This is a genomic window from Chitinophagales bacterium (assembly GCA_017303415.1).
GTDB lineage: Bacteria > Bacteroidota > Bacteroidia > Chitinophagales > Chitinophagaceae > SpSt-398.
Window position 1 is genome coordinate 2,911,073 of record JAFLBJ010000001.1, and the last position, 25,105, is coordinate 2,936,177.

At 46.5% G+C, this 25,105-nt stretch carries 19 protein-coding genes; 6 read left to right on the forward strand and 13 right to left on the reverse strand.

Annotated features, from left to right (window positions below):
- Positions 1 to 23 precede the first annotated feature (23 nt).
- Positions 24 to 2,849, reverse strand: a complete 2,826-nt coding sequence (locus J0M30_12620) for a hypothetical protein (protein MBN8668335.1) — start codon at positions 2,847 to 2,849, stop codon at positions 24 to 26.
- A 52-nt stretch (positions 2,850 to 2,901) separates the two neighbouring features.
- Here J0M30_12620 and J0M30_12625 point away from each other — a divergent pair, with 52 nt between their 5' ends.
- The 3 genes from J0M30_12625 (at position 2,902) to J0M30_12635 (ending at position 6,596) form a co-directional block, all read left to right on the forward strand.
- Positions 2,902 to 3,477 carry a DUF1572 family protein gene (locus tag J0M30_12625; protein ID MBN8668336.1) on the forward strand — a complete coding sequence of 192 codons (576 nt, stop codon included), beginning with the start codon at positions 2,902 to 2,904 and terminating at the stop codon, positions 3,475 to 3,477.
- Between the two features lie 26 nt (positions 3,478 to 3,503).
- Positions 3,504 to 4,664 (forward strand): Na+/H+ antiporter NhaA, encoded by a 1,161-nt coding sequence (gene nhaA, locus J0M30_12630; protein MBN8668337.1) that lies wholly within the window; start codon positions 3,504 to 3,506, stop codon positions 4,662 to 4,664.
- Between the two features lie 63 nt (positions 4,665 to 4,727).
- Entirely contained in the window at positions 4,728 to 6,596 is a 1,869-nt protein-coding gene (locus J0M30_12635) for a mucoidy inhibitor MuiA family protein (protein ID MBN8668338.1), read from the forward strand.
- A 60-nt stretch (positions 6,597 to 6,656) separates the two neighbouring features.
- On the opposite strand, the gene J0M30_12640 is transcribed toward J0M30_12635, so the two are convergent.
- Positions 6,657 to 8,279, reverse strand: coding sequence for an alkaline phosphatase family protein (locus J0M30_12640; GenBank protein ID MBN8668339.1), 1,623 nt, complete (start codon positions 8,277 to 8,279; stop codon positions 6,657 to 6,659).
- A gap of 156 nt (positions 8,280 to 8,435) precedes the next feature.
- Here J0M30_12640 and J0M30_12645 point away from each other — a divergent pair, with 156 nt between their 5' ends.
- On the forward strand, positions 8,436 to 9,698 hold the full coding sequence (locus tag J0M30_12645) for an aminotransferase class I/II-fold pyridoxal phosphate-dependent enzyme (protein ID MBN8668340.1): 1,263 nt from the start codon (positions 8,436 to 8,438) through the stop codon (positions 9,696 to 9,698).
- Positions 9,699 to 10,040: 342 nt separating this feature from the next.
- A complete protein-coding gene (locus tag J0M30_12650) occupies positions 10,041 to 10,637 on the forward strand; it encodes a UbiX family flavin prenyltransferase (GenBank protein MBN8668341.1) in 597 nt (198 codons plus the stop codon).
- Positions 10,638 to 10,652: 15 nt separating this feature from the next.
- Here J0M30_12650 and J0M30_12655 read toward each other — a convergent pair whose 3' ends face one another.
- Entirely contained in the window at positions 10,653 to 11,312 is a 660-nt protein-coding gene (locus tag J0M30_12655; protein ID MBN8668342.1) for an outer membrane lipoprotein carrier protein LolA, read from the reverse strand.
- 78 nt (positions 11,313 to 11,390) lie between these two features.
- A complete protein-coding gene (locus J0M30_12660) occupies positions 11,391 to 13,910 on the reverse strand; it encodes a DNA translocase FtsK 4TM domain-containing protein (protein MBN8668343.1) in 2,520 nt (839 codons plus the stop codon).
- A 111-nt stretch (positions 13,911 to 14,021) separates the two neighbouring features.
- Between J0M30_12660 and J0M30_12665 the strand changes: the two genes are divergently transcribed.
- Positions 14,022 to 15,938, forward strand: a complete 1,917-nt coding sequence (locus tag J0M30_12665) for a sensor histidine kinase (protein ID MBN8668344.1) — start codon at positions 14,022 to 14,024, stop codon at positions 15,936 to 15,938.
- Here J0M30_12665 and J0M30_12670 read toward each other — a convergent pair.
- The 9 genes from J0M30_12670 to J0M30_12710 form a co-directional block, all read right to left on the reverse strand.
- A complete protein-coding gene (locus J0M30_12670) occupies positions 15,926 to 16,324 on the reverse strand; it encodes a DUF423 domain-containing protein (GenBank protein ID MBN8668345.1) in 399 nt (132 codons plus the stop codon). The two genes, J0M30_12665 and J0M30_12670, sit on opposite strands and share 13 nt — an antisense overlap.
- Positions 16,317 to 16,826, reverse strand: a complete 510-nt coding sequence (locus tag J0M30_12675) for a shikimate kinase (GenBank protein ID MBN8668346.1) — start codon at positions 16,824 to 16,826, stop codon at positions 16,317 to 16,319. The genes J0M30_12670 and J0M30_12675 overlap by 8 nt, the downstream gene beginning before the upstream one ends.
- Positions 16,827 to 16,840: 14 nt before the next feature.
- Positions 16,841 to 18,025 (reverse strand): acyl-CoA dehydrogenase family protein, encoded by a 1,185-nt coding sequence (locus tag J0M30_12680; GenBank protein MBN8668347.1) that lies wholly within the window; start codon positions 18,023 to 18,025, stop codon positions 16,841 to 16,843.
- Between the two features lie 89 nt (positions 18,026 to 18,114).
- Positions 18,115 to 18,942 (reverse strand): orotidine-5'-phosphate decarboxylase, encoded by an 828-nt coding sequence (gene pyrF, locus J0M30_12685; protein MBN8668348.1) that lies wholly within the window; start codon positions 18,940 to 18,942, stop codon positions 18,115 to 18,117.
- 387 nt (positions 18,943 to 19,329) lie between these two features.
- Entirely contained in the window at positions 19,330 to 20,829 is a 1,500-nt protein-coding gene (locus J0M30_12690) for an SET domain-containing protein-lysine N-methyltransferase (GenBank protein MBN8668349.1), read from the reverse strand.
- Positions 20,830 to 20,832: 3 nt separating this feature from the next.
- Positions 20,833 to 21,918, reverse strand: a complete 1,086-nt coding sequence (locus J0M30_12695) for an ATP-grasp domain-containing protein (GenBank protein ID MBN8668350.1) — start codon at positions 21,916 to 21,918, stop codon at positions 20,833 to 20,835.
- A gap of 40 nt (positions 21,919 to 21,958) precedes the next feature.
- Positions 21,959 to 23,239: a kynureninase gene (gene kynU, locus J0M30_12700; protein ID MBN8668351.1), complete on the reverse strand. Its 1,281-nt coding sequence runs from the start codon at positions 23,237 to 23,239 to the stop codon at positions 21,959 to 21,961.
- Entirely contained in the window at positions 23,236 to 23,883 is a 648-nt protein-coding gene (locus J0M30_12705; GenBank protein MBN8668352.1) for an FMN-binding negative transcriptional regulator, read from the reverse strand. Before J0M30_12705 ends, kynU begins: the two co-directional genes overlap by 4 nt.
- 27 nt (positions 23,884 to 23,910) lie before the next feature.
- Positions 23,911 to 25,005 carry an Mrp/NBP35 family ATP-binding protein gene (locus J0M30_12710; GenBank protein ID MBN8668353.1) on the reverse strand — a complete coding sequence of 365 codons (1,095 nt, stop codon included), beginning with the start codon at positions 25,003 to 25,005 and terminating at the stop codon, positions 23,911 to 23,913.
- Between the last annotated feature and the right edge of the window lie 100 nt (positions 25,006 to 25,105).

A 25,105-nucleotide genomic window follows, 5' to 3' on the forward strand; every position in this document is an offset into this window, starting at 1 on the left:
TGTGCCTCTGTGGTTAAAAAAGTCTACCTGGGTATAATCGCCACAGGCAAAATTATTTCAAACCAATTATCTCCTGCCCTGCGTTGCAAGAACAGATCATCATCCAACAGATGATTGATCCGGAAACCAAAGGTCAGCTCATATTGATTCCACCATTTGGTGTCAAAAAAGAACTCTGCGCCGACGCTTCGAAGATCCCTGGATAGTAATTTATTATTGGAAAAAACGCGTTGAAGGTCATAAAACCCATTCCCCCGAATACGCTGGATGTAGACAATGTTCCCAACCCCCCAATCCGGGAGAAGTAAAGGAAGGTGATAGTTAACGGATATCTTCCACATCCGCGAAAAATAATAATCGGTAAATCCCCTGGCCCCGGCGAGACGGTTAGCAAAGAGTGCCCGGCTAGTATCCCGCTGCTGAAAAATTCCGGAAAGAACGATCGAATGATTTTGCAGAAGCCCGGGCAGATAAATGTTTCCATTGGCTAAGAACTGATACCCCTCAAATTTGGTAACTGCATGGCGATGCTGTACCTGGGCATTGTATCCAAACCGCGGGAATATATGCTGACGTGCCTGTTGCACCTGCTGGCTCCAACTGATAAAGTGTTGGAGATAGGTAAAACTATTAGTGGTAAAATTATTTTTATTGGGCCCTGTGTTAAACTCATTACGCAGAAAATAATTGGTCCCGAAATTCAGGAAATTGAAAAATCGTCCTCTGGTCAGGTTCAAAGGGATATTAAACCCTATACGTGTATCCAACTGGTTCCATTGCCGAAGCTGGCTGTTCACCGAATCCTGCCGGGCAAACGTTAATTGGGTTCCCACACTCAGGTATGGAAACCAACCCCCAAATGTCTCCGTGATTCCCAGGGCATGGGTCTTTTCATTTTGGTTATAGAGATAATACCATTCTGACTCAAGCGTGTTCAAAACATTATTACCATATAATGAAAAACGGAATTCCGGGTCTTCATAATAAGGCCTCCAGCTATGGAAATTCAACAACCGGGTAGCCTGTTTGTATTTTGTTTCTGAAAAACGGGTAGCCAGGGTCTCCTGTAAGAATCCGGTGCGTCCATCCAAAGTTCCGCCAACAGGAAATCGTAAAAGGGGCAATTGATCCTCCATCAGATAGAAAGGTTTTGAACCTTTCTCCACGGCCTGTTTCACCAACTGATAACCTTCGGCTGTAAACCGGGAATAGACAACCGAATCCTCTCTGGCATTCACAAAATAATATCCTCCCCCACCCTGTGTTATGATCCTGAGTTCTTTGGAATCAAGTGAAACAGAGAATACATCATCATTACCCTGGTAAGAGGCTGTAAAATAAACCTGATTATTGTTGACCTGAGGATATCCGATCACCGAATAGGTAGGAGGCGTAACCCAATCCAAATCTCCCGAGGATAGGGTAAAACGTCCCAGGGCCATTCGCCCATCGGGTAAGCGCACGGCCGTTACCAGTTGATCATCATTGATAAATTTTGGATCGGTAAATACATATTGTCCGGTATTGGGCAATTCCCGGGTTAATTTTCCATCCGAAGCGGACAATAAATGAAGGGCATTGGTTCCTTCAGCGGTCATCTGAACGGCGACCACTGTAGCGCCATCTGGCGAAATATCAGGTGTAAAATATTTGGATTTCTTCGTGAGTACTTTTTGTTTACCCGTTTCAATATCCAGTAAGCGCAATTCACTATAGTCACGCCAGCCCCAACGCACAGCTGGCTGGTATGCAGCATATACGATCTTCCCATTACGATAACTGAATTGGTCATCCAGGGAAATATCCCTGGTCCGGACCTTTTTGGGTAACCCACGCTGATGCACATAAAATGCCGGTCTGTGCCGATAGGTTGTCCGTAAAAAGATCAGTGAGTCATCCCCTGCCTGGTAAGGAAAGAGATCATTCTGCAGATATCTTTTATTGACCGGCAACACATTCACCTGCCCTTGCTCGGGAACTGTTGCCTGTATCTCCTTATAATAATCAAAGGCTTCGCGGGTAAAGGTTTTATAATCCACCCCGGCATGGGTCTTGATCGCTTTTTGGAATGGATAGAACAATCCCTTGAAGGCACTGGCGTCGTTGGTCACTTTCGACCAGAAGGATGGGCCGTATTTACTACGGCCATAGTTGACCAGCAGATAACCCAGGGGATAATGGGAAGGGACAAAATCTTTCAGGGAACCATTGCGCAATTTCATCCAACTGTATTTCTTTCCTTCATTCCAGAGAACCTGGTATTGGTTGAGGAAAAAAGGAAGACGACCCCGACCTTGCAAGGACAGGCGGGTTTCATTATAAACCGCATCCCCTTCATAGAACCAGTCGGGAATGGATGCATTGATAGCTACTGCCAGCCCCTCTTCACCAAAAAGGGTATGCATGAGTTTGCTGGCTCCGTTACGAAAATTATTGAACTGCTGAACATGCCGGTATTCGTGAATGGTGAGGGCATCGACCCAGTTCAGGCTTCCCAGTTCAAAGTTATTCAGGGAAGGCGTCAGGTAAAATTCACTGCGAAAAGGACCTAGGCCTACATACCCATTAGAGATGGTGGTTTGATTCTGAAGCACCACATCCACTTTAAAGAGTTTCTTACCCAGAGCAGAAACGCTATCCCTTGCCATGGCATGAATAAACGAGGCTGCACGCTGAGCCCTTGCCTCCTGCCCGTACGGAAAAATCACCCGAACCGTATCCGTATTGATCTGTTTCCATTTGTGCGAAGGCGGATTGCCACCGAATTCCTGTGCCGAGGAAGTCAGAGAAAATAAGAAATTAGAAACGAGAAATAAGAAATAAAGAAGGGAAATTTTGAAAGGGCGCATGCCGGCAAGTTTATGGAGTAATTTACAAAATAATAGCGGTAATTTTATACTCATGCAAAACGAATTTCTTATTTCCGCCAGGAAGCAATTTGCTTTTTACAAACAGCTGGGCGAAAAAACCTTTGACCAGCTGAAAGATGAGCATTTGTTTCACCAATTTAATGAAGACAGCAATAGTGTGGCCACGATCGTTAAACATTTATGGGGCAATATGCTATCCCGTTGGACAGATTTTCTTCATTCCGATGGAGAAAAGGAATGGCGTGACCGCGAAGGGGAGTTTGAAACACCGGTCAGTTCCCGTCAGGAAATGATGGAAAAATGGACTGAGGGTTGGGATCGTCTGTTTCAGGCGCTGGAAAGCTTGCAGCCTGAGGATCTTGACAAAATTATTTACATCCGTAACCAGGGACATTCCGTAATGGAAACCATACTCCGCCAATTGGCCCACTACTCCTATCATGTGGGGCAGATCGTTTTTGTTGGTAAAATGCTTGCCGAAAATGGATGGACCTCCCTGTCCATTCCGCGCGGAGAATCGGCGAACTATAATAAAGACAAATTTTCCCAGCCCCGGAGCAGGACGCATTTTACCGATGAATTTTTGAAAGGAGAAAAAGAGAAATGAAGGATAAATTCCGGGCCATATTACCGATGGAGAACAGGTTGAGTACTTTGTTCACAGAATTTTTTCAGAGTGAAAAGGCTGGTGGTTTCATCCTTATCGGTTGCACGATCATATCCCTGCTTATTGCAAACTCATCCTGGGGTGATTCTTATATTCATTTCTGGCATGAAAAAGTGGGTGGACTTTCCATCGAGCATTGGATCAATGATGGATTGATGGCTGTGTTCTTTTTATTGGTGGGTCTGGAGATCGAACGGGAGTTATATGTTGGGGAACTTTCGGAATGGAGAAATGCCATGTTGCCAATTGCCGCGGCCCTGGGAGGAATGCTCATCCCTGCCATCTTTCATTTTGCATTCAATACTGGCACCCCTACGGTGAATGGCTTTGGTATTCCCATGGCTACCGATATAGCCTTTGCGCTGGGTATTCTTTCCCTGGCAGGCAATCGTGTGCCCGTCAATTTGAAGATCTTTCTCACGGCCCTCGCCATCATTGATGACCTTGGAGCAATTCTGGTGATCGCTTTGTTTTATACAGATGATCTGAACCTGATCTATTTATTTTCCGGATTAGGAATTTTCGGTGGTTTATACCTGATGGGAAGATTGGGTGTACAAAAGCTCATTTTTTATATCCTGCCCGGATTATTGCTTTGGTTTTGTTTTCTCCAATCTGGTGTACATGCTACGATCAGTGGAGTATTGCTGGCCTTTGCCATACCCTTTGGAAAAGGCGATGAAGGGTCTCCCTCGTATCGGTTGCAACATTTTCTGCATAAACCCGTGGCCTTCTTCATCCTGCCTGTTTTTGCTTTGGCAAATACGGGCATAGTGATTGTGGAAGGATTTCACCGGTCTCTTTTTACAGCCAATAGCCTGGGGATCATGGCCGGATTGGTATTGGGAAAACCCATTGGAGTTTTAGGGTTCTCCTGGCTGGCGGTAAAGATCCGGCTTGCCACTTTGCCATTGGGTGTAAATTGGAGTAAGATCCTTGTGGCTGGGATCATTGCCGGCATCGGGTTCACGATGTCCATCTTTATTACCCTGCTTGCTTTTTCAAATCCGGATCTGGTAGTATCCTCAAAAATGGCTATCCTGTTGAGTTCCATTGTTGCTGCTCTATTGGGCTGGCTGGTTTTATATTTGACTGGCATTAAAAAGAAGGCGGAGATTTCAAAATAATCTTCTCTTCTCAGAATCTTTTATGTAATTCAGCGATTTTGGACATCTCATAAAAAAACTTTTATGAGATTCATTACACTCCTTCTGATTTTTGCAGGATATAACCCCATACTTGGCCAGGAAAAGAAACCCCTTAAATCACAGATCGAAAAAGTGACCCTCTACCTTGAAGGTGCACAGGTGGAGCGGGTGTATAAGGGGGTAGTTGGGACAGGCCGGATGGTTCTGTCATTTGATAATGTATCTCCGCATATCGATAAGCAGAGTATCCAGGTACAGGCCGATCCGTCCCTGGTGGTTTATTCTGTTTTGCATCAGATCAATTTTATGACGGAGCAGGAAAAAAGGGAAGAGATCACTTTACTGGAGGATAAGAAAATGGTATTGGATGAAAAACTGGCTATGGAGCGAAATATGCTGGCGGTTTTGGGTCAGGAAGAAATATTGCTTTCCAAAAATCAGGACATTGGTGGGAGCAATGGGATAAAAGTGGTTGACCTGAAAGATGCAGCGGATTTTCAACGGGCGCGGCTAACCGAGATCTTTCAAAAAAAGCAGGAAACCAATCAGCGTATCCGGAAAATCGAGGTTGAAATGGGTAAATTGATCCGTCAACTCAATGAACTCAACCAGAAAAAAGATCAGTTCACATCGGAGATACAGGTTTCGGTAGACAGCAAATCAGCTTCCCCCGTCAGCATTACAATACGCTACCTGGTACAGAAGGCGGGATGGAGTCCGAGTTATGATGTCCGGGTCAAGGATATCACACAACCAGTCGACCTACAATATAAGGCCAATGTATTTCAACAGTCCGGCGAGGATTGGAAGAACGTTAAACTCTTTTTATCGACCGGAAACCCCAATGACAAAGGAAGTAAACCCGAATTAAAACCCTGGTATTTGCGATACAATTCCATACCGGTAAGACCTATTGCCCAAAAGGGATACAATTCATTTGAATATATATCCGGCAGATTGTTAGATGAAAAAGGGCAACCACTATTGGGTGCTTCGGTTATTGTAAAAGGTACCAGTCAGGGTGTAGTGACGGATAATCAGGGAAATTTTCGCATACAGGCGGCCCAGTCACAAAGTACCCTGGTGGCTTCGATGGTAGGATATGAGGCCATTGAATTCAATGCCTCCAAAGGTGCTGTTGTCAATGTATCTCTGGTGCCAAGTACGCGGTTTTTGGAGGAGGTGGTTGTGGTAGGTTATGGAAGCTCACGATCGGCGGGGGAATCAAATGACTATCGAGAGTCACCAACCAACAAAAAGAAACAACAGGTCAACGCCATCTCCACGGTTACCACCTATCAACCAACCACAGTCGTGTATGAGATCAAGGAACCGTATTCCATTCCCAATGATGGCAAGACTTATGCGGTAGAAATTGATGCGTATGAATTAAATGCGAGTTATGAATATTTTGCCGCCCCAAAACTGGAACCGGATGTGTATTTAACGGCCAATATTGTGGACTGGCAGGATCTCAACCTTCAACCCGGAGAAGTGAATTTATTCTTTGAAAACAATTATCTCGGTCAATCTTTTCTGGATGTATTAAATGCCAATGACACGTTGAAACTTTCTTTGGGCAAGGACAAAGGGGTTGTGGTAAAACGAACCCTGCTCAAGGAATTCAGTACCCGAAAATTTCTGGGCAGCAATAAAACAGATACAAGACTGTATGAGATCACAGTTCGGAACAATAAGAACCAACCCATTTCGATCACCATCGAAGACCAATTGCCTGTCAGTACCGACAAAGAGATCGAAATACGGGACAAGAAATATGAAGGCGCCAAACTGGAGGAAGAAACACAGAAACTAAGCTGGCAATTTACCCTGGATCCAAAAAAGGAAAATAAATTAAAGGTGGGGTATGAAGTGAGGTATCCGAAAGAGAAGGTTTTGTACCTGGACTGAGAATAAAAAAATAAGGAAGTCGGGAAGTATTTTCTTCCCGACTTCCTTATTTCACATTTCTTATTTTATTACTTCCGAAATTGGTTTCCCAATCGCTCCACTTGGCATTTGAATACGCAACAGGGCAGCGAGGGTGGGTGCAATATCGGTCATATAGTATTGGTTGGTGGAACGTCCTTTTTTGATCCCCCACCCCATCCACACCAGAGGGATATGGGAGTCGTAGGGATACCAGGAGCCGTGTGTGGTACCTGTTTTTCCACCATAAAAATTACCGGGTTTCAGTATCACCTGAATATCGCCACCCCGCTTGGCATTATAGCCCTTAAGGAACATTTCTTTTACTTCTGTTGGCAGATTGGCTTCAATGATCTCTTCGTTGTCAAATGCATACAGCACACCCTCTTGCTGAAGGAGGAAATGAATAATGAATTTTTTGATGGCATCGCGATCGGCGTCAGCGCTGTCAATGGCTTTATCATTCAGGTAGAACTGATAATTGGCTGCGTCCAGAATCAGGTTGGGAATCCCAAATTTCTCTCCCAACTTTTTCTGCAGATCGGAGGTGGTTGACACCAGGCTTTTACCCGGAAGTCTATTGGCCTGATCAAACCCAGGTACATGTGCTACAGCATGATCGGCGGTTAGGAATACTGTGTATTGTCCTTTTCCTACCTTGAGGTCCAGGTAAGCAAAGAAAGCGGCGAGGTCACGGTCGAGGCGGAGATAGGTATCTTCAATTTCGATGGAATTGGGCCCAAACTGGTGACCCACATAATCCGGAGAGGACAGACTGACGGCCAGGATATCCGTGATATTGTCTGCGCCCAGGGCTTCGTTTTCGATGGCTTTGCGGGCAAAATCAAGGGTCATGGTATTACCATAGGGTGTAGCAGAAATCAACCCATAATTTTTTCCAATCTGAGAAGCCAGTTCATGGGGAAATACAGGTTTGGATTCATGCCCATACTTACCTTCATATGGCATGTCATCCTTATCACTTTGTACATAGGAAGTGATTGGGTATAATGTATTCCAGTTTTGTTTATAAAAAGAGTCTGTGATCTTTCGGTTGTTGAATTTATCCACCCAGGCCGGAAGGGTTTCCATATAGTAGGTACTGGTCACCCAGTTTCCGGAGCGGCTGTCGTACCAATAGGCGGCATTGGCGGAATGTCCTGCAGGAAGGATACCTCCCCTGTCTTTGATGGCAACACCGATGGTTTTTCCGCGAAAATTGGTAGCCAGTCGCAATTCATCACAAATCGTGGTTGCCCATAGGTTACGGGGTGATTGAGGTTCGGCCTTATCTGACCCTCCAATTACTTTTACCGATTTATCCTCGGTACAGTACACATCCCGTCCCAGGGCCTTATCGTACCATTCATTTCCCATGATACCGTGAATGGCCGGAACACTGCCTGTATAAGCGCAGGTATGTCCGGCGGCTGTTACCGTTTGGGCATAGGGGATATTTGTATTATCACAGGTGAACCCCTCTCCCAGCATCCGTCTGAACCCTCCGGTTCCATAGCGTTCGGCATACCGGTACAGGAAATCCCAGCGCATCTGGTCCACCACGATCCCGACAACAAGTTTGGGCCGGGAAGGGACAGGGGCCGGTTGGGCAAAAAGGGAGACGGAAGACAGCAGGGCAAGCAGACAAACCAGACGGTATTTCATGACAGAAACATTTCGCCGAAATTAAGGATTTGCCTGTGAAATCACCCTGGTTTTGAATAGGTTAATAAGAATTTCATGGGGCAAAAAAATCGCTCCGAATCACCCCGGAATAAATTACCTTTGCGCCATTTGAAACCCCTCAAATCACGCGAAAATATGGGAGATATATTTGAAAGACTGGTCACGAATTACGGTCCAATCGGGCAACACAGAAAAAATGCCCATGGCTATTTTGCCTTCCCCAAATTGGAAGGAGATATCAACAGCCGGATGAATTTCCGCGGCAAAGAAAAGATCGTTTGGAGTTTAAATAATTACCTGGGATTGGCCAACCACCCGGAGGTACGCAAAGCCGATGCGGATGCCACTGCTCAATATGGCCTTGCCTACCCCATGGGCGCGCGGATGATGAGCGGAAACAGCAATCACCACGAACAATTGGAAAAAGAACTCGCTGAGTTTGTACATAAAGAAGATTCCATTCTCCTGAACTACGGTTACCAGGGAATGAGCAGCCTGATCGATACACTGTGCAACCGTCATGATGTGATCATTTATGATGCAGAAAGCCATGCCTGTATCATTGACGGACTTCGTATGCATGCTGGTCATCGCTATGTTTTCAAACATAATGACATGGCCGATTGCGAAAAACAATTACAAAGAGCCACGGCCCTGATCGAAAAACAAAATGCAGGTGGTATCCTGCTGATCACCGAAGGTGTATTTGGTATGGCCGGTGACCAGGGAAAATTGAAAGAGATCGTTGAACTGAAGAAATCTTATTCCTTCCGTCTCCTCGTGGATGATGCGCACGGTTTTGGCACATTGGGAAAAACAGGTGCCGGTGCCGGAGAAGAGCAAGGTATTCAGGATGGCATTGACCTCTATTTCTCCACCTTTGCAAAATCCATGGCCTCTATTGGTGCCTTTATCGCCGGAGATGCCCAGATCATTGATTATATCCGTTACAATATCCGCAGCCAGATCTTTGCCAAGAGTCTTCCCATGCCCCTCGTACTGGGTAACCTGAAAAGACTTGAACTCCTGCGTACCAAACCCGAACTAAAAGCCAAATTGTGGAGCAATGCCCTGAAACTTCAGAATGGCTTGAAAGAACGTGGGTTTGATATTGGCAAAACAGATTCCGTAGTAACACCAGTGTATATGAAAGGTGGTGTGGAAGAAGCATCCGCCATGGTGATGGACCTGCGTGAGAACTACAACATTTTCTGCTCGATCGTTGTATATCCTGTTATTCCCAAAGGACATATCATTTACCGCCTTATCCCCTCCGCTGCCCATAACGATGAGGATATAGCGCTGACCCTGAAAGCCTTTGAAGAAACGAAGAAGAAATTGGATGCAGGGGCTTATAAAGTGGCGGATGTGCCAAATATGGCGGAAACAAAAGCCTGATAAGTCTATTTAACCAAAGAGGCGCAGAGACGCTGAGAAATAAAATTCTCTTTGTCTCTGCGCCACTTTGGCTATAAAAAAAGAACCCCCGAATAAATTCGGGGGGCCCTAATCAAAAACCATTAACCATTAAACCTTATCCTATGAAAATTCGTTGCTAAGTAAGTTAATAATTGAATAACAAACACCATGTAATTGGTGTTTTTTATGCCCGAAAAGGATAATTTGTATAGCTGTTCGTGAATTATTGATTTATATCAATGTTTCAACAGTATTTTGTAGATTATATTCTACAAGAACCTTTATCATGCAACGACGATACACTTATCTAATTTTGTTATTATGACAGCGCGCCCACAACAGACTTCTTCAGCTTCCCTTCACCGGATCGCGGTAGCCATTACCGGGGCCAGCGGTTCGGTCTATGCCAAATGTCTATTGGATAAGCTTGTCCTGTTAAAGGATCAATGGGAGGAGGTCTCCGTTGTCATGACCGACAATGCAAAGCAGGTGTGGTCAACCGAGCTTGGAAATGAGCAGTATGATCAATATCCATTCCGGTATGTGGACAAGAATGATTTCATGGCTCCTTTTGCTTCGGGATCGGGTCGGTATGGGACGTTGATCATCATACCTTGTTCCATGGGAACGCTCGGACGTATTGCCAGTGGTATCTCAAATGACCTGATCACGCGTGCAGCCGATGTTATTTTAAAAGAAAGAAGAAAACTGATCTGTGTTGTGCGGGATACACCCTATAATCTCGTGCATATCCGAAACATGGAAACCGTTACACTGGCAGGCGGGATCATTTGTCCGGCCACACCTTCATTCTATAGTCGGCCTAAAACCATCGAGGAGGTTGCCGCCACGGTCGTTGACCGGGTCATTGACCTTGCCGGACTATCGCAAAATACCTATCGCTGGGGAGAAGAATAAATTAATTCAGGGCGATCACCGAAGATCGATCACTTCCACACCAGGGTAATTCTTGGCTTCAAAAACAAATTGAGAATCGGCAATGGTCGTGTTGGGAGACATGGTATTGACTGAATATACATAGGTACTTCCGCCTTTTTCCAACACTTTGGTGCTGCTGATCGTCTTTGCTGTTTTGTCAACCGAAATATACACTTTATGGAAGGGTCTGGTTTTATCGGTAGGGGTCATTTCAATTTCCTGAATGGTTTTGGTGCCTACCTTTTTTTCGCCATTGAGTTTGTATAAAAAATCTTTATCGTAGAAGTTGGTGAATAATTTCTGGGGGGTGATGGAGCTGCCCGATGCATCCAGTTTGGTGATGGTGACCTCATTGGCTGAATTATCATAGGTCCAAACATTGGAACCATCACAGAATATCTCCTGGCCAACAAAGCTCACCCGGTATTTATTCCCTTTCATATACACGGTGCCATTCTTGGTGGACAATACCTTCCCTTGCGCATTTTCCACTTTATAGGTAAAGGTGGATTTAAGGGTCTTAAAGGTTTTGAATTTGGCGCTAACCGCATCCAGGACCTTCTTGGCTTCCGGGTCATTAGTCGCAGGTTTCGTCTGAGCCTGACCATTATATATCGTGCTGATCACCAAAAGGATCGTCCAGATTGACTTCATTTATCCAGAATTTAAGTCCGCAAAGATACGCAAATACGCCTATATGACGGAGACCGGGGCCAATAGGTTGTATATCACCTACAAACTGAGGTTGGAAAGGTGCTGATCGAGGTCGGCTTCTGTTTTTATTAACACTTCCCTGGCTTTGCTGCCCTGGCTTGGACCGACCACACCGGCCGATTCGAGCTGGTCCATAAGCCGGCCGGCCCGGTTATACCCCAGTTTCATCCGGCGTTGAAGGAGTGACGTAGAGCCGATCTGGTTCTGAACAATGACCCGGGCGGCATCTTCAAAAAGGGAATCCCGTTCATTCATATCAAAATCCCGGCCTTCCAGGTCCTTTTCATCAATATATTCGGGGAGGAGAAATGCCTGGGGGTATCCTCTTTGTTCACCCACATGCTCCACTACCCTTTCCACTTCAGGCGTATCTACAAACGCGCATTGTAGACGGATCAGTTCTCCATGATGGGAGATCAGCATATCCCCTTTCCCGATCAGTTGTTCCGCGCCGCCTGCATCCAGAATGGTACGGGAGTCGATCTTGGAAGAAACCTTAAAGGCCACCCTTGATGGGAAGTTGGCTTTGATGGTACCGGTAATAATATTAACCGAAGGTCGTTGGGTAGCGATGATCAGGTGGATACCCACCGCACGGGCCAACTGGGCCAAACGGGCAATGGGCATTTCGATCTCTTTTCCTGCCGTCATGATCAGATCCGCAAACTCATCGATCACCAGTACAATAAAAGGAAGGTATTGATGTCCTTTTTGAGGATTTAGTTTTCGCTTGACAAATTTTTCATTGTACTCCTTGATATTCCGGGCACCTGCTTCTTTAAGCAGGTCATACCGGTTATCCATTTCAATACATAGTGCGTTGAGGGTATGTACCACTTTTTTGGTATCGGTAATGATCGCTTCATCATCTCCGGGCAGTTTCGCCAGGAAATGTTTTTCGATCAGTCGGTACAGACTCAATTCCACTTTCTTCGGGTCGATCAGGATCAGCTTTAATTGCGATGGGTGTTTTTTATATAACAGGGAAACGAGAATCGCATTTAATCCTACCGATTTACCCTGCCCGGTGGCACCCGCCATCAACAAGTGAGGCATGGAGGTAAGATCCACAATGTAATTCTCGTTATCGATCTTTTTGCCCAATGCAATGGGAAGGCTATAGGTATTGTGCTGAAATTTTTCGGAGGAAAGCAAAGTGCGCATACTCACCACACTTTTCTTGATATTGGGTACTTCAATACCAATGGTTCCCTTTCCGGGTATAGGGGCAATGATACGAATGCCCAGGGCGGCGAGGCTAAGGGCGATATCATCTTCCAGGTTTTTGATCCGGGAAATACGCACCCCTGCGGCCGGAACGATCTCATATAAAGTAACCGTAGGACCAACGGTAGCGCTGATCTTTTGAATATGGATATCGTAATTCTTCAGGGTATTGATGATCTGGTTCTTATGGGTCTCCAACTCTGATGTATCCTGCACGATCTTTTCACTGGCATAATTCTCCAACAGGTCGATCTTGGGGTATTTATAATCGCGCAGGTCAAGGGTGGGTTCGTAAGGAGGCAGGTTTTCATAGGTCTTTTCCGTTTCCTCCTGATGGGTTTCCGGTGTGGATTTGATCTCTAATTCAAGATCACTCACCTCCACCGGTGGTATGATCTTTTTTGGAAGCGGTTCAGGTTCTACCGGTAATTCAATGGACGCAGGTAATTCGGGTTCCACTACCGGATCCTCTATCGGCGCTGGTTCTTCCTCTTTTTCAATGATGGAAAAAAAGGGTTCCTGCTCTTCAATGACCGGAGGAATCACCACCGGGCTGCCCTTTTTAAGGCGATTGCCTTTGGTATTATTTTCCGCATACAGGTCATTGATGGTTTTGCCACCGCCGGCGATCAATGGCTCCACTGCTGTGGTCACTGATTCCTCTTCTCCAACTGGTACCGGTTCAATTTTTTTCTTTTCCGGCAGATTGAATTTGGGATTAAACTGCCAGATGATATAGGCCAGGGCAATAACGAGGAGCAATAATCCTGTTCCAAACATGCCCATCAGGTTGATCAGCCAGTTGCTGATCATGCGACCGGTGCCGCCACCGAATGGGAAATCGGTCCCTGCCGTTACAAAGGCCAGGGAAACGGATAAAACCAGCATACCAATGGTGACATAACGAAGATTGCGCCAGAGCGACCATACCTTTCTTTCAAAAAGCAGGTTTACGCCCAGAATAAAGAAAAAAGTACATATGAGAAGAGAGGCAACGCCAAATCCTTTAAATATGAAGAAATGAGCAGTAAGCGCGCCCAACCTGCCCAAAAGATTGGAAACAGTGATATTATCTTCAAATAAGATCGACGCGCCCTGAAGCACTTTATCCTGATCTTCCTTCCAGGTAAAGAAATAGGATATAAAGGAAGTAAATAGCAGCAGTGAGACCAATAAGGACAGGGCCCCAACGATCTTCCAGGTTCTTTCGTCACGGGCGATCTGCCGGATATCCAGTTTTGCCTCTTTCTCCGTCTTCAGGGGCACCCCCTCAGCCTTTGACACCGTTTTTTTCTTCAGCTTGTTCGCCATAGGGCAAAGATAAAGTTTACCTTGTTTTGCCCGAAAATACCACGAAAGTGTTATTGCCCTGCCACTTATTTCCCAAAGGGGAACTGTATTTTTGTCGGGTACCGTCCATCCATGAGGCGTTCTAACCCAAAAATGGCTTTGTGCCGTAGCTATTGCTTGTCATTGACCCTGGTCATGACCCTGGTCCTTCCTGTAAGGTCCCTGGCACAGGAGCGTCCGCTTGTGGAGGTGGATACGATCCGGTTTGGTTCCCGGATACTCAATTCCTGTCAATTTGCCCTTGTTCCATCCAATTTCGCCATTGACCAATGGCCGGCTGTTAAATGGCAACAACTAAGCTCCCATAATTTCAAGATCACACCCGCCGAGAACTCTAAAAAAGTATTGGTTCGATTCCTGCTCGTCAATAAGACGGATACCGCCAGGGGGTTTTATTTTTTCCCCGGCTTTTATTATAAGGACATCATACTATATAAAAAGGCTGGTGAAAAAGCCATTGCCTTTCCGCGAATTCTGCCCGATCATCCGGATAGCATCGGCTTCAGGTACCTTTCCATTCCCGGGCGTGATACCTGTGAAGTATTGGCAGTACTTACCAATGAGAAGACCTACAATACCGTCATTTCTCCCCGCCTGATCCGGGAAAGTTTCTATGTGCCCTATATGATCCAGTTTCTGAACAAGTATCGGGATATTGACATGGTCACCTATGTGTTCAGTGGATTATTATTGATGATGATCCTTTTTTCCCTGGCCAGTTATGCCATGGGGGCCAATCGTGAATTTCTGTTCTATGCCGGATATGCTTTCTTTCTTGGGGCGATGTTGTTTACCAAATCCATGTTCAATTTCCAGATCAACCCCACAAGTTATCTGTTTGAAACCTTCCTCGATTTTGTATTGCAGGCCATAGGTCACTGTTGTTACCTGGCTTTCATGATCTACTTTTTGGATACCAAAAAGGCGCACCCCTTCCTGCATCGGTTATATAAATTTGGTATCCTTTGGGTGCTGATGGCGATCCTGGCGTATAGTGTGCTATACTACGGCACAACTGCTTATTTGCCGGTCAACCTGGTTGAAAATGGCACCAAATTCTTTCTCATCCTGCTGGCTATCATCTTTATGGTCTATAGTGCCCGGCACTGGGATGATCAATTGTTGCGTTTTCTTTTTTGGGGCAACCTGTTACTTATCGTTTTCTCTATTTTTTCCCAATTGCTGATCCTTATCCCCGACCTGCGATCGAACAACAGTATTTTTTATAATTCGCTTTTCTATTATGAGGTGGGCTTATTCCTTGAATTGATCTTTTTCCTGGTAGGTCTCACCTTTAAAAACCGTAGACAGATCATTCTCCAAACCCGTGAACGGGAACGGTTGAAGATAGAGAATGAGCGAAAGGAATTGGAGAAACAGATGGCGGTGATGGCCGCGCATCAGGAGGAACGTGAGCGGATATCCGCTGATATGCATGATGAACTGGGGTCAGGTATGACCACCATCCGCCTGATGAGTGAGATCGCCAAGAAGAAAATGAAACAGGAAGTGCCGGTGGAACTGGAGAAGATCTCCCAATCTGCCAATGATGTACTCAATAAGATGAATGCCATCATCTGGAGTATGAATAGCGGAAACGATACGCTGGATAATCTCATTTCCTATATCCGGGCCTATAGCATTGAATATTTTGAAGGGACACCGGTACAATGCAAGGTGAATACCCCACCCCAGATTCCCGAGCGCCAGTTGACCGGTGACAAACGGCGGAATATATTTCTATGTGTAAAGGAAAGTCTGAATAATGTACTCAAACATGCCCAGGCCTCCCAAGTAGAGATCGATATACGCATCAACTCCGATCTGATCATCACCATTTCAGACAATGGCACAGGGATTGACCTGGCTAAATTGCGTGAATTTGGCAACGGATTGAAAAATATCTCTCAGCGGATGACGAAAATCGGTGGAGCCTTTTTTATTGAAAACCGGAATGGAACGGTCACGAGCCTGGTCTATCCTTTATAAGGTGATTTTACAACAGCCCAAACTACAAATACCCATCCCAGTATAAAGGCTACTCCTCCAAATGGAGTGATCAGTCCCCAACCACCCAGGCCAACGGTGGAAGTAGCTTTGAGGTAGGTTAGCAGATAGAGCGAACCTGAGAAAAGCAATATCCCCCAGCCAAAACAGATGGCGGCATAGGACAGGAACCGCGAAGGGAATTTTTCAACCAATATCCCGGCAAGGATCAGGGCCAGTGCATGGATCATCTGGTATTGCACCCCAGTCTGAAATGTATCGACCGTTTCAGCAGGCACCAGTTTTTTTAACCCATGTGCGCCAAAAGCACCCAGGGCAACAGCCAGCCCTGCAAGGGCGGCACCTATACTGATATAACGTTTATGCATGTAATATTTTTTGCAGGATCAGGTCCAGGCGATCCTCTTCCTCCTCCTGAATGATCACATCGGCCTGTTCATAATAGATCCTTCGGTCGCCAATTTTTTTCTGAATAAAAGAACGCAGTTGGTCATCGGATAAATCGCGGAGCAAGGGGCGTTCTTCTTTTTCTTTCACGAGGCGTTGAAAGAGGATTTCCGTAGGTGTATTGATCCACACGGTGAGACCAGCCTCGTTCATGTACCCAATATTGTTATAATAACAGGGGGCTCCTCCACCGGTGGCCATAACAAATGCATCATGGCTTTCGGTGAGGATATGCAATACTTCTTTTTCTGTTTGGCGAAAAAATTCCTCGCCTTCTTTTTCAAATATTTCGTTGATGGATCTTTCCTGGTGATTGACCACTTGCTCATCAAGATCAAAAAAAGGAAGCCCGAGTTTCTGGCTGATCAGCCGACCGGTGTGGGTTTTCCCCGAGCCCATGAATCCGATGAGAAATATTTTCATGTTGTCATTTCCATTTATTTGAAGGCATTGATACCCGTGATATCCATTCCCGTAATGAGCAGGTGAATATCATGGGTGCCTTCGTAGGTGATCACGCTTTCGATATTCATCATGTGGCGCATGATGCTGTATTCACCGGTAATGCCCATACCACCCAGGATCTGTCGTGCATCGCGACATACCTGTTGGGCCACTTCGCAACCGGTGCGTTTGGCCATTGAAACTTGCTGAGGGGTAGCGCGACCCTCGCTCATGAGTACCGCCACGCGCCAATTAAGTAATTGTGCTTTGGTAATTTCAGTAACCATCTCTGCCAGCTTTTTTTGCTGCAATTGGAAACCGGCAATGGGTCTACCAAATTGTATCCTTTCTTTGGCATAACGCAGGGCGGTATCATAACAATCCATAGCGGCACCTATCGTTCCCCAGGCGATACCAAAACGGGCCTTGGTCAAACACCCCAATGGGCCTTTTAATCCCTGCACATTGGGAAAGATATTTTCCTTGGGCACTTTTACATTATCAAAAACCAATTCACCGGTAGCCGAGGCACGCAGGCTCCATTTACCATGGGTGGTAGGCGTAGAAAAACCTTCCATTCCTCTTTCTACGATCAGTCCGCGAATGATACCTTCTTCATCCTTGGCCCACACTACCGCAATCTGGGCGAAAGGTGCATTGCTGATCCACATTTTTGCCCCGTTAAGGATGACGTGGTCACCAGCATCACGGATATTTGTCAACATGCTACTGGGATCGCTGCCATGATTGGGTTCGGTCAAACCAAAGCAACCCAGCCATTCACCAGAGGCCAGTTTGGGAAGATACTTCTTTCGTTGGGCTTCACTGCCATAAGCATGGATCGGATACATTACCAGGGATCCTTGCACAGAGGCCGTTGATCTTACACCACTATCTCCTCTTTCGAGTTCCTGCATCATCAATCCGTAACTGATATAATCCAAACCCCCACCGCCATATTCTACCGGAACAGTAGGCCCAAAGCATCCCAGGTCACCCATCTGCTTAACGATGAATTGCGGAAACTCAGCGCGCTGGGCATAATCCTCAATGATCGGCGAGATCTCCTTTTTTACATAATTCCTTACCGATTCACGGATCAGTTTGTGCTCTTCGGTCAGTAACTCGTCAATTTGAAAATAATCCGGGCTTTGAAAAAGGTCTGTACGGGCAGCCATGTGTGAGGGGTTTTATAGTGCAAATTTAGGTACTAAAAGCTAATGGCTAACAGCTATTAGCTTTTAGCTGTTCGCCTATGGCCATGAACTTATAATGCTGTGACTTTGGGTAGGTTTTTCAGATAGCTGGCCATCTCCTGTTGATATTGTTGGGCGATGGCGCGGGCTTCGGCGGCAAAATCTTCCTTCTCGGAGGCATAAAGAATGGCGCGACTGACATTCACTAAAATGCCCCCATCCCCGATCATTGCTTTTTCCGAGATCTCCTTCAGGCTACCACCTTGAAATCCCACTCCCGGGACCAGATAAAAGTGTTGAGGAGTCCTTTTGCGGATATTAACAAACGCATCGGCCTGGGTAGCTCCGACCACAAACATTAGATTATCGGGAGTCCCCCATTCCGAAACCGTGCTGAGTACTTTTTCATATAACAGCTCCTCCCCACTTGGTTGGAGTTCAAAATCACGGGCGCCTGTATTGGAGGTCAATCCCAGTACGATTGCCCATTTCCCCTTGTATTGAAGAAATGGTTTGACACTGTCCTCGCCCATATAAGGCGCGACTGTAATGGCATCAAAGGGAATGGTTTCAAAAAAAGCTCGTGCATATTGATCCGAGGTATTGCCGATATCGCCGCGTTTGGCATCGGCGATCAAAAAATGGTCTGTACCAATATAGGCAACGGTTCTTTCCATTACCTCCCATCCCTTTGCGCCAAGGGCTTCATAAAATGCCGTATTGATTTTGTAACTGACGCATAGGTCCCGGGTAGCATCAATGATCGATTTATTGAAGGCAAAGACCTTATCGGGGTTGGATTGCAACACATCCGGGATTTTTTTGGGGTCGGTATCCAGGCCGACACAGAGGTAAGAACCTTTCTGGAAAATATGCTTCGTGAGTTCCTGGCGGGTCATGCGGCGAAGATACGGAATGTGGGGGGAGGAAGGGGAGGTTGGGGGATGGAGGACGGAGGACGGATGACAGAGGACGGAGGTTGGATGACAGATGACAGATGACGGATGACGGATGTTGGATGTTGGATGTTGGATGACGGATGGCGGAGGCTTGCTGTGCGAGACCTCTGGTCTCGCACGATTCTCCCGTCGCCTCTGGCGACTAAAAAACCATTTTATAAAGATGTTATAGGTTGTTATTCGAGTCGCCGGAGGCGACAAGAGAGAAGTGCGAGACCAGAGGTCTCGCACAGCAAGCCTCCGCCATCCGTCATCTGTCATCTGTCATCCAACATCCAACATCCGTCATCCGTCATCTGTCAACTGTCCTCTGTCATCTATCCTCCGTCATCTGTCTTCTGTCCTCCTCCCCACCCTTACTACCTTCTCCTTCGATTCAGGTTGGCGGGAAATGGCGGTAAGACGTTTGCCACGTTCGCGTTTGGTGACGGAATTACCAGCAATGCCTTTGATAACACCCCGGCAGTTGGCAGACCCGCAGCGACATTCAAAAGGCTCGGCGGTGCGGTCGAGCAGGGTGGCGTAGTCCAATGTTAGTTCTTCTCCCTTTCCAATGGGCCGGCGGGTGAGAACATTTAATCCATCATAGGAAGTATTGGGATCACAGCTATGGTTTTGCGGGGCCCATTGCAGCGGGTCATCATCCCATAAAATATATACTTCAGTACTAATGGGATAGGCATAGCGGCGAAAATGTTCTTTCATTTCTTCGGGCCAATGTTTCTCCACATGACGACGGGTTACAATCCGCTGGGCCCTTTCTTCGCCTTTGAAAATGATCTCCCCGGCTGGAATTTCTTCGGTGGCATAAATGCCATAGCCAGCAATGGAGTTCCCTTTGATCCGGAATTTCTTTTGACGGCGTTTGTGCCGGGCAATACCTTCGGCCACCATGTGATGGAGGAATCCTGATTGCCCAATGCCGTCGTATTTCAGGATAAAATCGGCGGACCCTTCATAACCATCCGAATAAAATACCGAGCAGGTAAAATTGATCTCGAGAAAATAGATCTCATTGCGGTCATTGACCCTGAAATCCAATCGCGCATATCCCACCCCGTTAAATGCATTGAATATCCTTTCAGCCGCCATCTTCAATTCGATCTCGAGCACGGTATCGTTACAAGGGACATTGCAATCGGGATGAAGTTCGGAGGTTTTTAAGGCATAGGTCTTAAAAGCACGATTGGGAGGAAAAACATATTCCACTGGTTTGAAAACCGTACAGGTTTGCTCCGGGTGGGCATTGGCCGCCACCAGTACCGTGAACTCGCGTCCGGCAATGTATTCTTCCACAAGCAATTCGCCGTATTCCGGGAGTAGTTCCTCCACTTTTTGCCGGAGTTCCTTTTCTTCTGTCACCATGGAGTGCTCATCAATACCGAGGCTATCCCCCGCTTTGGATGGTTTTACAAAAAGAGGATAGGTCAACTGGTTATTGATCCCTTTCAAATCATCGGTATGTTGAACCAATACATAGGCCGGGGTCCTGACCCCTTCGCAAAAGGCCACATATTTCATCAATGGTTTGGGGGGATCATACAAATTGGAGCTGGGTCCGGTAAACGGAAGATTGAGTAATTCAAGCGTGTGAATGACATCAATGGAAGGAACTTCCCATTCCAGATAACCTTCACAAAGATTGACGAATATATCATACCCTTTCTTCGACAGGTCACGCAATTGGCGATAGGTAGTGAGTTTATTCAACAGCACATGGTCAACCGTAGCCTCCGGATAGAGTGCTGTCAGGTTCCTGGCCGGATCATAATACTGATAATCTACCGCGGACGTTGAATAATCGGGTTGTAGCACACAGATCTTCATACATTAGGGTTTATGACGCTTCAGCGCATCCTCGAGTATCTCACAGGTGAGCTGGGTAAATGATTTTCTGGCAAATCGAAGGATCGCGCCGATGGAAGTAAAATTCTCATCCTCACTCAAACCGCATTGGGCATTTACTTCCAATACATACATGTTTCCCGTTTCCTTATCCATTCGAATATCTATACGCCCATAACCCGTGCCGCCGACTGCTTTATAGGCCGCGAGACTCATTTCGCGAAGGGGGGCTAATAATTCTGCTTCCGGCTCACCGTAGTTATAAAGAAACTGATCATTGTCAACCGGTTTCTCGTCTTCATAGGTTTCCCATAAACGGTCATAAGAAAGAAATTGTTCCGTATCCGGTAATCCCTGGTGGAATAACCGTTCCGCCGGGGGATAAAAGATCAGCTCTTGTTCACCGCTTCCCACAACCAGGGTTGTAAACTCCCTTCCTTTAATAAAGGCTTCTGCTATGATACCTCCACCAGCCAGGTCCCAGCCGTGGTAACCCCCTCGCATTTCCTCCAACCGGGAGATACATTCCTCCTCTGTATGGACCACATTTTTAATACCAATACCCATACTTCCGCCGGAGATAGCCGGTTTCAGTATCAGGGGACTTCCTATCCGGTTAAACAAACCATTGAGGTTGGAACCATCTTCAGTCATGACCTCCCATTTGGGGGTAGGAACCCCCGCTGCCTCAAAGGCCTGCTTCATGGGAATTTTGGAAGTGGTGATCTCATAGAAGAAACGGTTGGAACCTGTAAATACCAATCCTTCTTTTTTCAAAGCCTCAATGACCGATACACCAGGTGTTCCATTGATCTCATCCCCGTCGCACAAATTGATCACCAGGGGTTGTTTACCATTGGCAGATGAACCTATCTGGCGAATGATATCGTTGTAATCATGTATCCCTACCGGTTGCCATTCCCATTCACATTTCAATTCATCAAAGACCCGGGTGTACTCTTTAATTCCTTCCGTAAAATCATAATAGTATTGCAGATTGGGGTCATCCGTATGGAGATACGGAGCCAGCACCCAGACCTTATATGAAGATAATGCCGATTGGATATTCATGTACCCAAGCAATATAAAGTCTATTTATTAACTGATAAAACTATATTTCTAACATTTCCTTTAAATAACTTCCGAATAACCAAACCTCATGAAAGGAGTTGTATAAAGGAACGGGGGCAACCCGAATAACACCGGGTTCACGCCAGTCGGCCATGACCCCTTTTTGGGTCAGGTGGTCAAAGACCTTCTTTCCATTTTCAGGAAAATAAAGGGATACCTGGCAGCCATGCTGGTCTTGCTGCACGGGAGTTAATATTTCCCATTGGGATGCATTGGCTGAATCCTGGCGGATATGATCCAGGATAAACCATAACCAGGCCGTCAGCTTTTTTTGTTTGGCAAGTATATTGGACCAACCGGCTTGTTCTATAACAGATAAGGAGGACCGGTGTGCGGCATAAAGAATGAGCGAGGGTGTACTCAATTGCCAGCCTTCCGCCGATTGAATGGGTTTAAAGCCGGGTTCCATTTGAAACCGGGTCTCTTTTTCATACCCCCACCAACCAGCCATCCGGGGAATGGAGGTATCCTGATGGAATCGTTCATGAATGTATACGCCGCCTACGGCACCCGGTCCGGCGTTGAGGTATTTATAAGAACACCAGGCTGCAAAGTCAACATTCCAGGCATGGAGTTGCAAGGGTATGTTACCAGCGGCATGAGCCAGGTCAAATCCAACCCGGGCACCTACTGCATGACCAGCCCTGGTTATAGCTTCCATATCAAGCACCTGCCCGGTATAGTAATTGATCCCGCCCAATAAGACAAGGGCCAGTTCATTGCCCGTATCCCGGATCTGTTGAAGGATATCTGCTGTTTGCAAAGTGGCTTCTCCCTCCCGGGGCTTTAATTCAATCAGGATATCCTCGGGAACCATTCCCCGTGACCGGAGATGCGTTTCAAACATATACTGGTCGCTCGGAAAGGCCTTTGATTCACAAATGATCTTTACCCGTTTGCCCGAAGGGCGGTAAAAACTGACCATCAGCAAATGCAGGTTCACCGTAAGTTGGTTCATTACAGATATCTCCTCCGGCAGACAGCCCATAACGGTGGCCAATGGCCGGGTAAGGGACGCATGATAATCCATCCAGGGTTCCCGGGCATGAAAAAAACTTTCCACCCCCAGTGCTGACCAGTCATCCAGAATCGTTTGGATATAGCCTTTTGTGCGATGGGGTTGAAGACCCAGTGAGTTGCCCAGGAAATAGATCTTATTATTACCTGCCGGACCGGGAAGGATGAATTCATTCCGCATAGAGGACAATGGATCCTCTAGGTCCAATTCGCGGGCAAAGGTTTCGGAGAATTGAAAATTCATACGACGTTGGGGGGATAAAGTGATGACTTCCTCTTTTTCATTTCTTCGGCAATGAACCGGGCACCAGTATCCCCGTTGGACAATTGATCGATGATCTGCTGGAAACTTTTTTCATCTCGGTTCTGGCTGAGTTTAAACACATGCTCAAGCCTTTTGACCTCTATTTCAAAAGGCCTTATTCCTTTCATCATCTTATCCAGGTACTCAGCGGGCAAATTATCAAATACAGTTGAGGATTGCGGATTGTTCTGTTCAAAATGGAGGGTTAGTTTTTTCATGATCCCTACCAATTCCTCCTCTGATCCAAAACGGATCGGGCCATGGGCGTGTACCGACATGTAATTCCAGGTGGATCCCATATGAGGCATGGTATACCAGGTAGCGCTTACATAGCAATTGGGGCTGGTAAATACGGCCAATATATTTTCCGGAAATGCCTGAAAGGCTTTGATATGATCGGTTGCCTTGCTCATATGACCGATCAGGAAGGTTTTGCCATCACGTTCTTCGAGAAGAACGGGCACCTGGGTAGCAACGGGGCGTCGTTGATCATCCACCCCAAACAAAAGGGCAAGGGGATGGGCCTGCATGAAGGCCTTTATCTCCCCGCTATCGGGTTCTTTGAAATCAGGAAGGTTGTACATGGGACAAAAATAAGTCCCTTGCCCGGATCAGGACACTACTTCAATAACTTTTGTGGCTCCCATATTGGCATTGCGCATGGCGATGCTTCGTGCGGCGAGACCGGCAAAATCTTCAAAGGCCTTTCGGGTCACGGCATCCTCACTCAACATGATCGGAACGCCTTTGTCGCCCCCTTCGCGTATGCTTTGTACCAGGGGTATTTGTCCAAGGAAAGGGATATCATACTCATCGGCGAGACGTTTACCCCCATCCTTTCCAAAGATGTAATATTTGTTTTCCGGCAATTCTGCAGGGGTGAAATAGCTCATATTCTCCACCAGACCTACGATCGGCACACTGATCTGTGCCTGCCCAAACATGGCGATCCCTTTTTTGGCATCGGCCAGGGCTACATCCTGGGGGGTTGTGACGATCACTACACCGGTAACCGGTACGGTTTGCATAAGTGTCAAATGTATATCACCTGTACCCGGAGGCATATCCACAACCAGATAATCCAGGTCACCCCAATACACTTCGGTTACAAATTGCCGGATGGCGCTGCTGGCCATAGGGCCTCTCCAAACCACGGCATTCTTTTCATCCACCAATAATCCAATACTCAGTAATTTGATCCCAAATTTTTCCAGGGGAACGATCATGCCCTTTCCATCCACTTCCATCATCATGGGTCTTTCCCCCCGCACACCAAACATGATGGGTACGCTTGGGCCATAGATATCCGCATCCATCAACCCTACTTTGGCTCCGCCTTTGGCGAGGGCCAATGCCAGGTTGGCTGAAACGGTACTCTTTCCCACGCCTCCTTTACCACTGACCACAGCTATGATATTTTTTACCTGAGGAAGCACGGCACCGGTGTCTACACGTTTGGTCGACGTATTGGAGGTAAAGTTCACTTTTACCTCGGCTTCCTTATTGACCAGGAGTTTAACGGCATGAACACAGGCATTCCCGATCATGTCTTTCATGGGGCAGGCCGGGGTTGTGAGCACCACCGTAAACGAGACCTTGTTTCCTTCAATCTCAATGTCTTTTACCATGTTTAAGGTCACCAGATCCTTTCCCAGGTCAGGTTCCTGCACATTACTTAAGGCCTCGAGCACTTTTTCCTTCGTCATTTTAAAAGCTTATGTTAAAAAAATGAATGGACTGCAAAGTTAAACATCCCGCCTGCTTTTTTGTTTCCTATTTAAGTAACTAGTCCCTATTTTTGGCGAA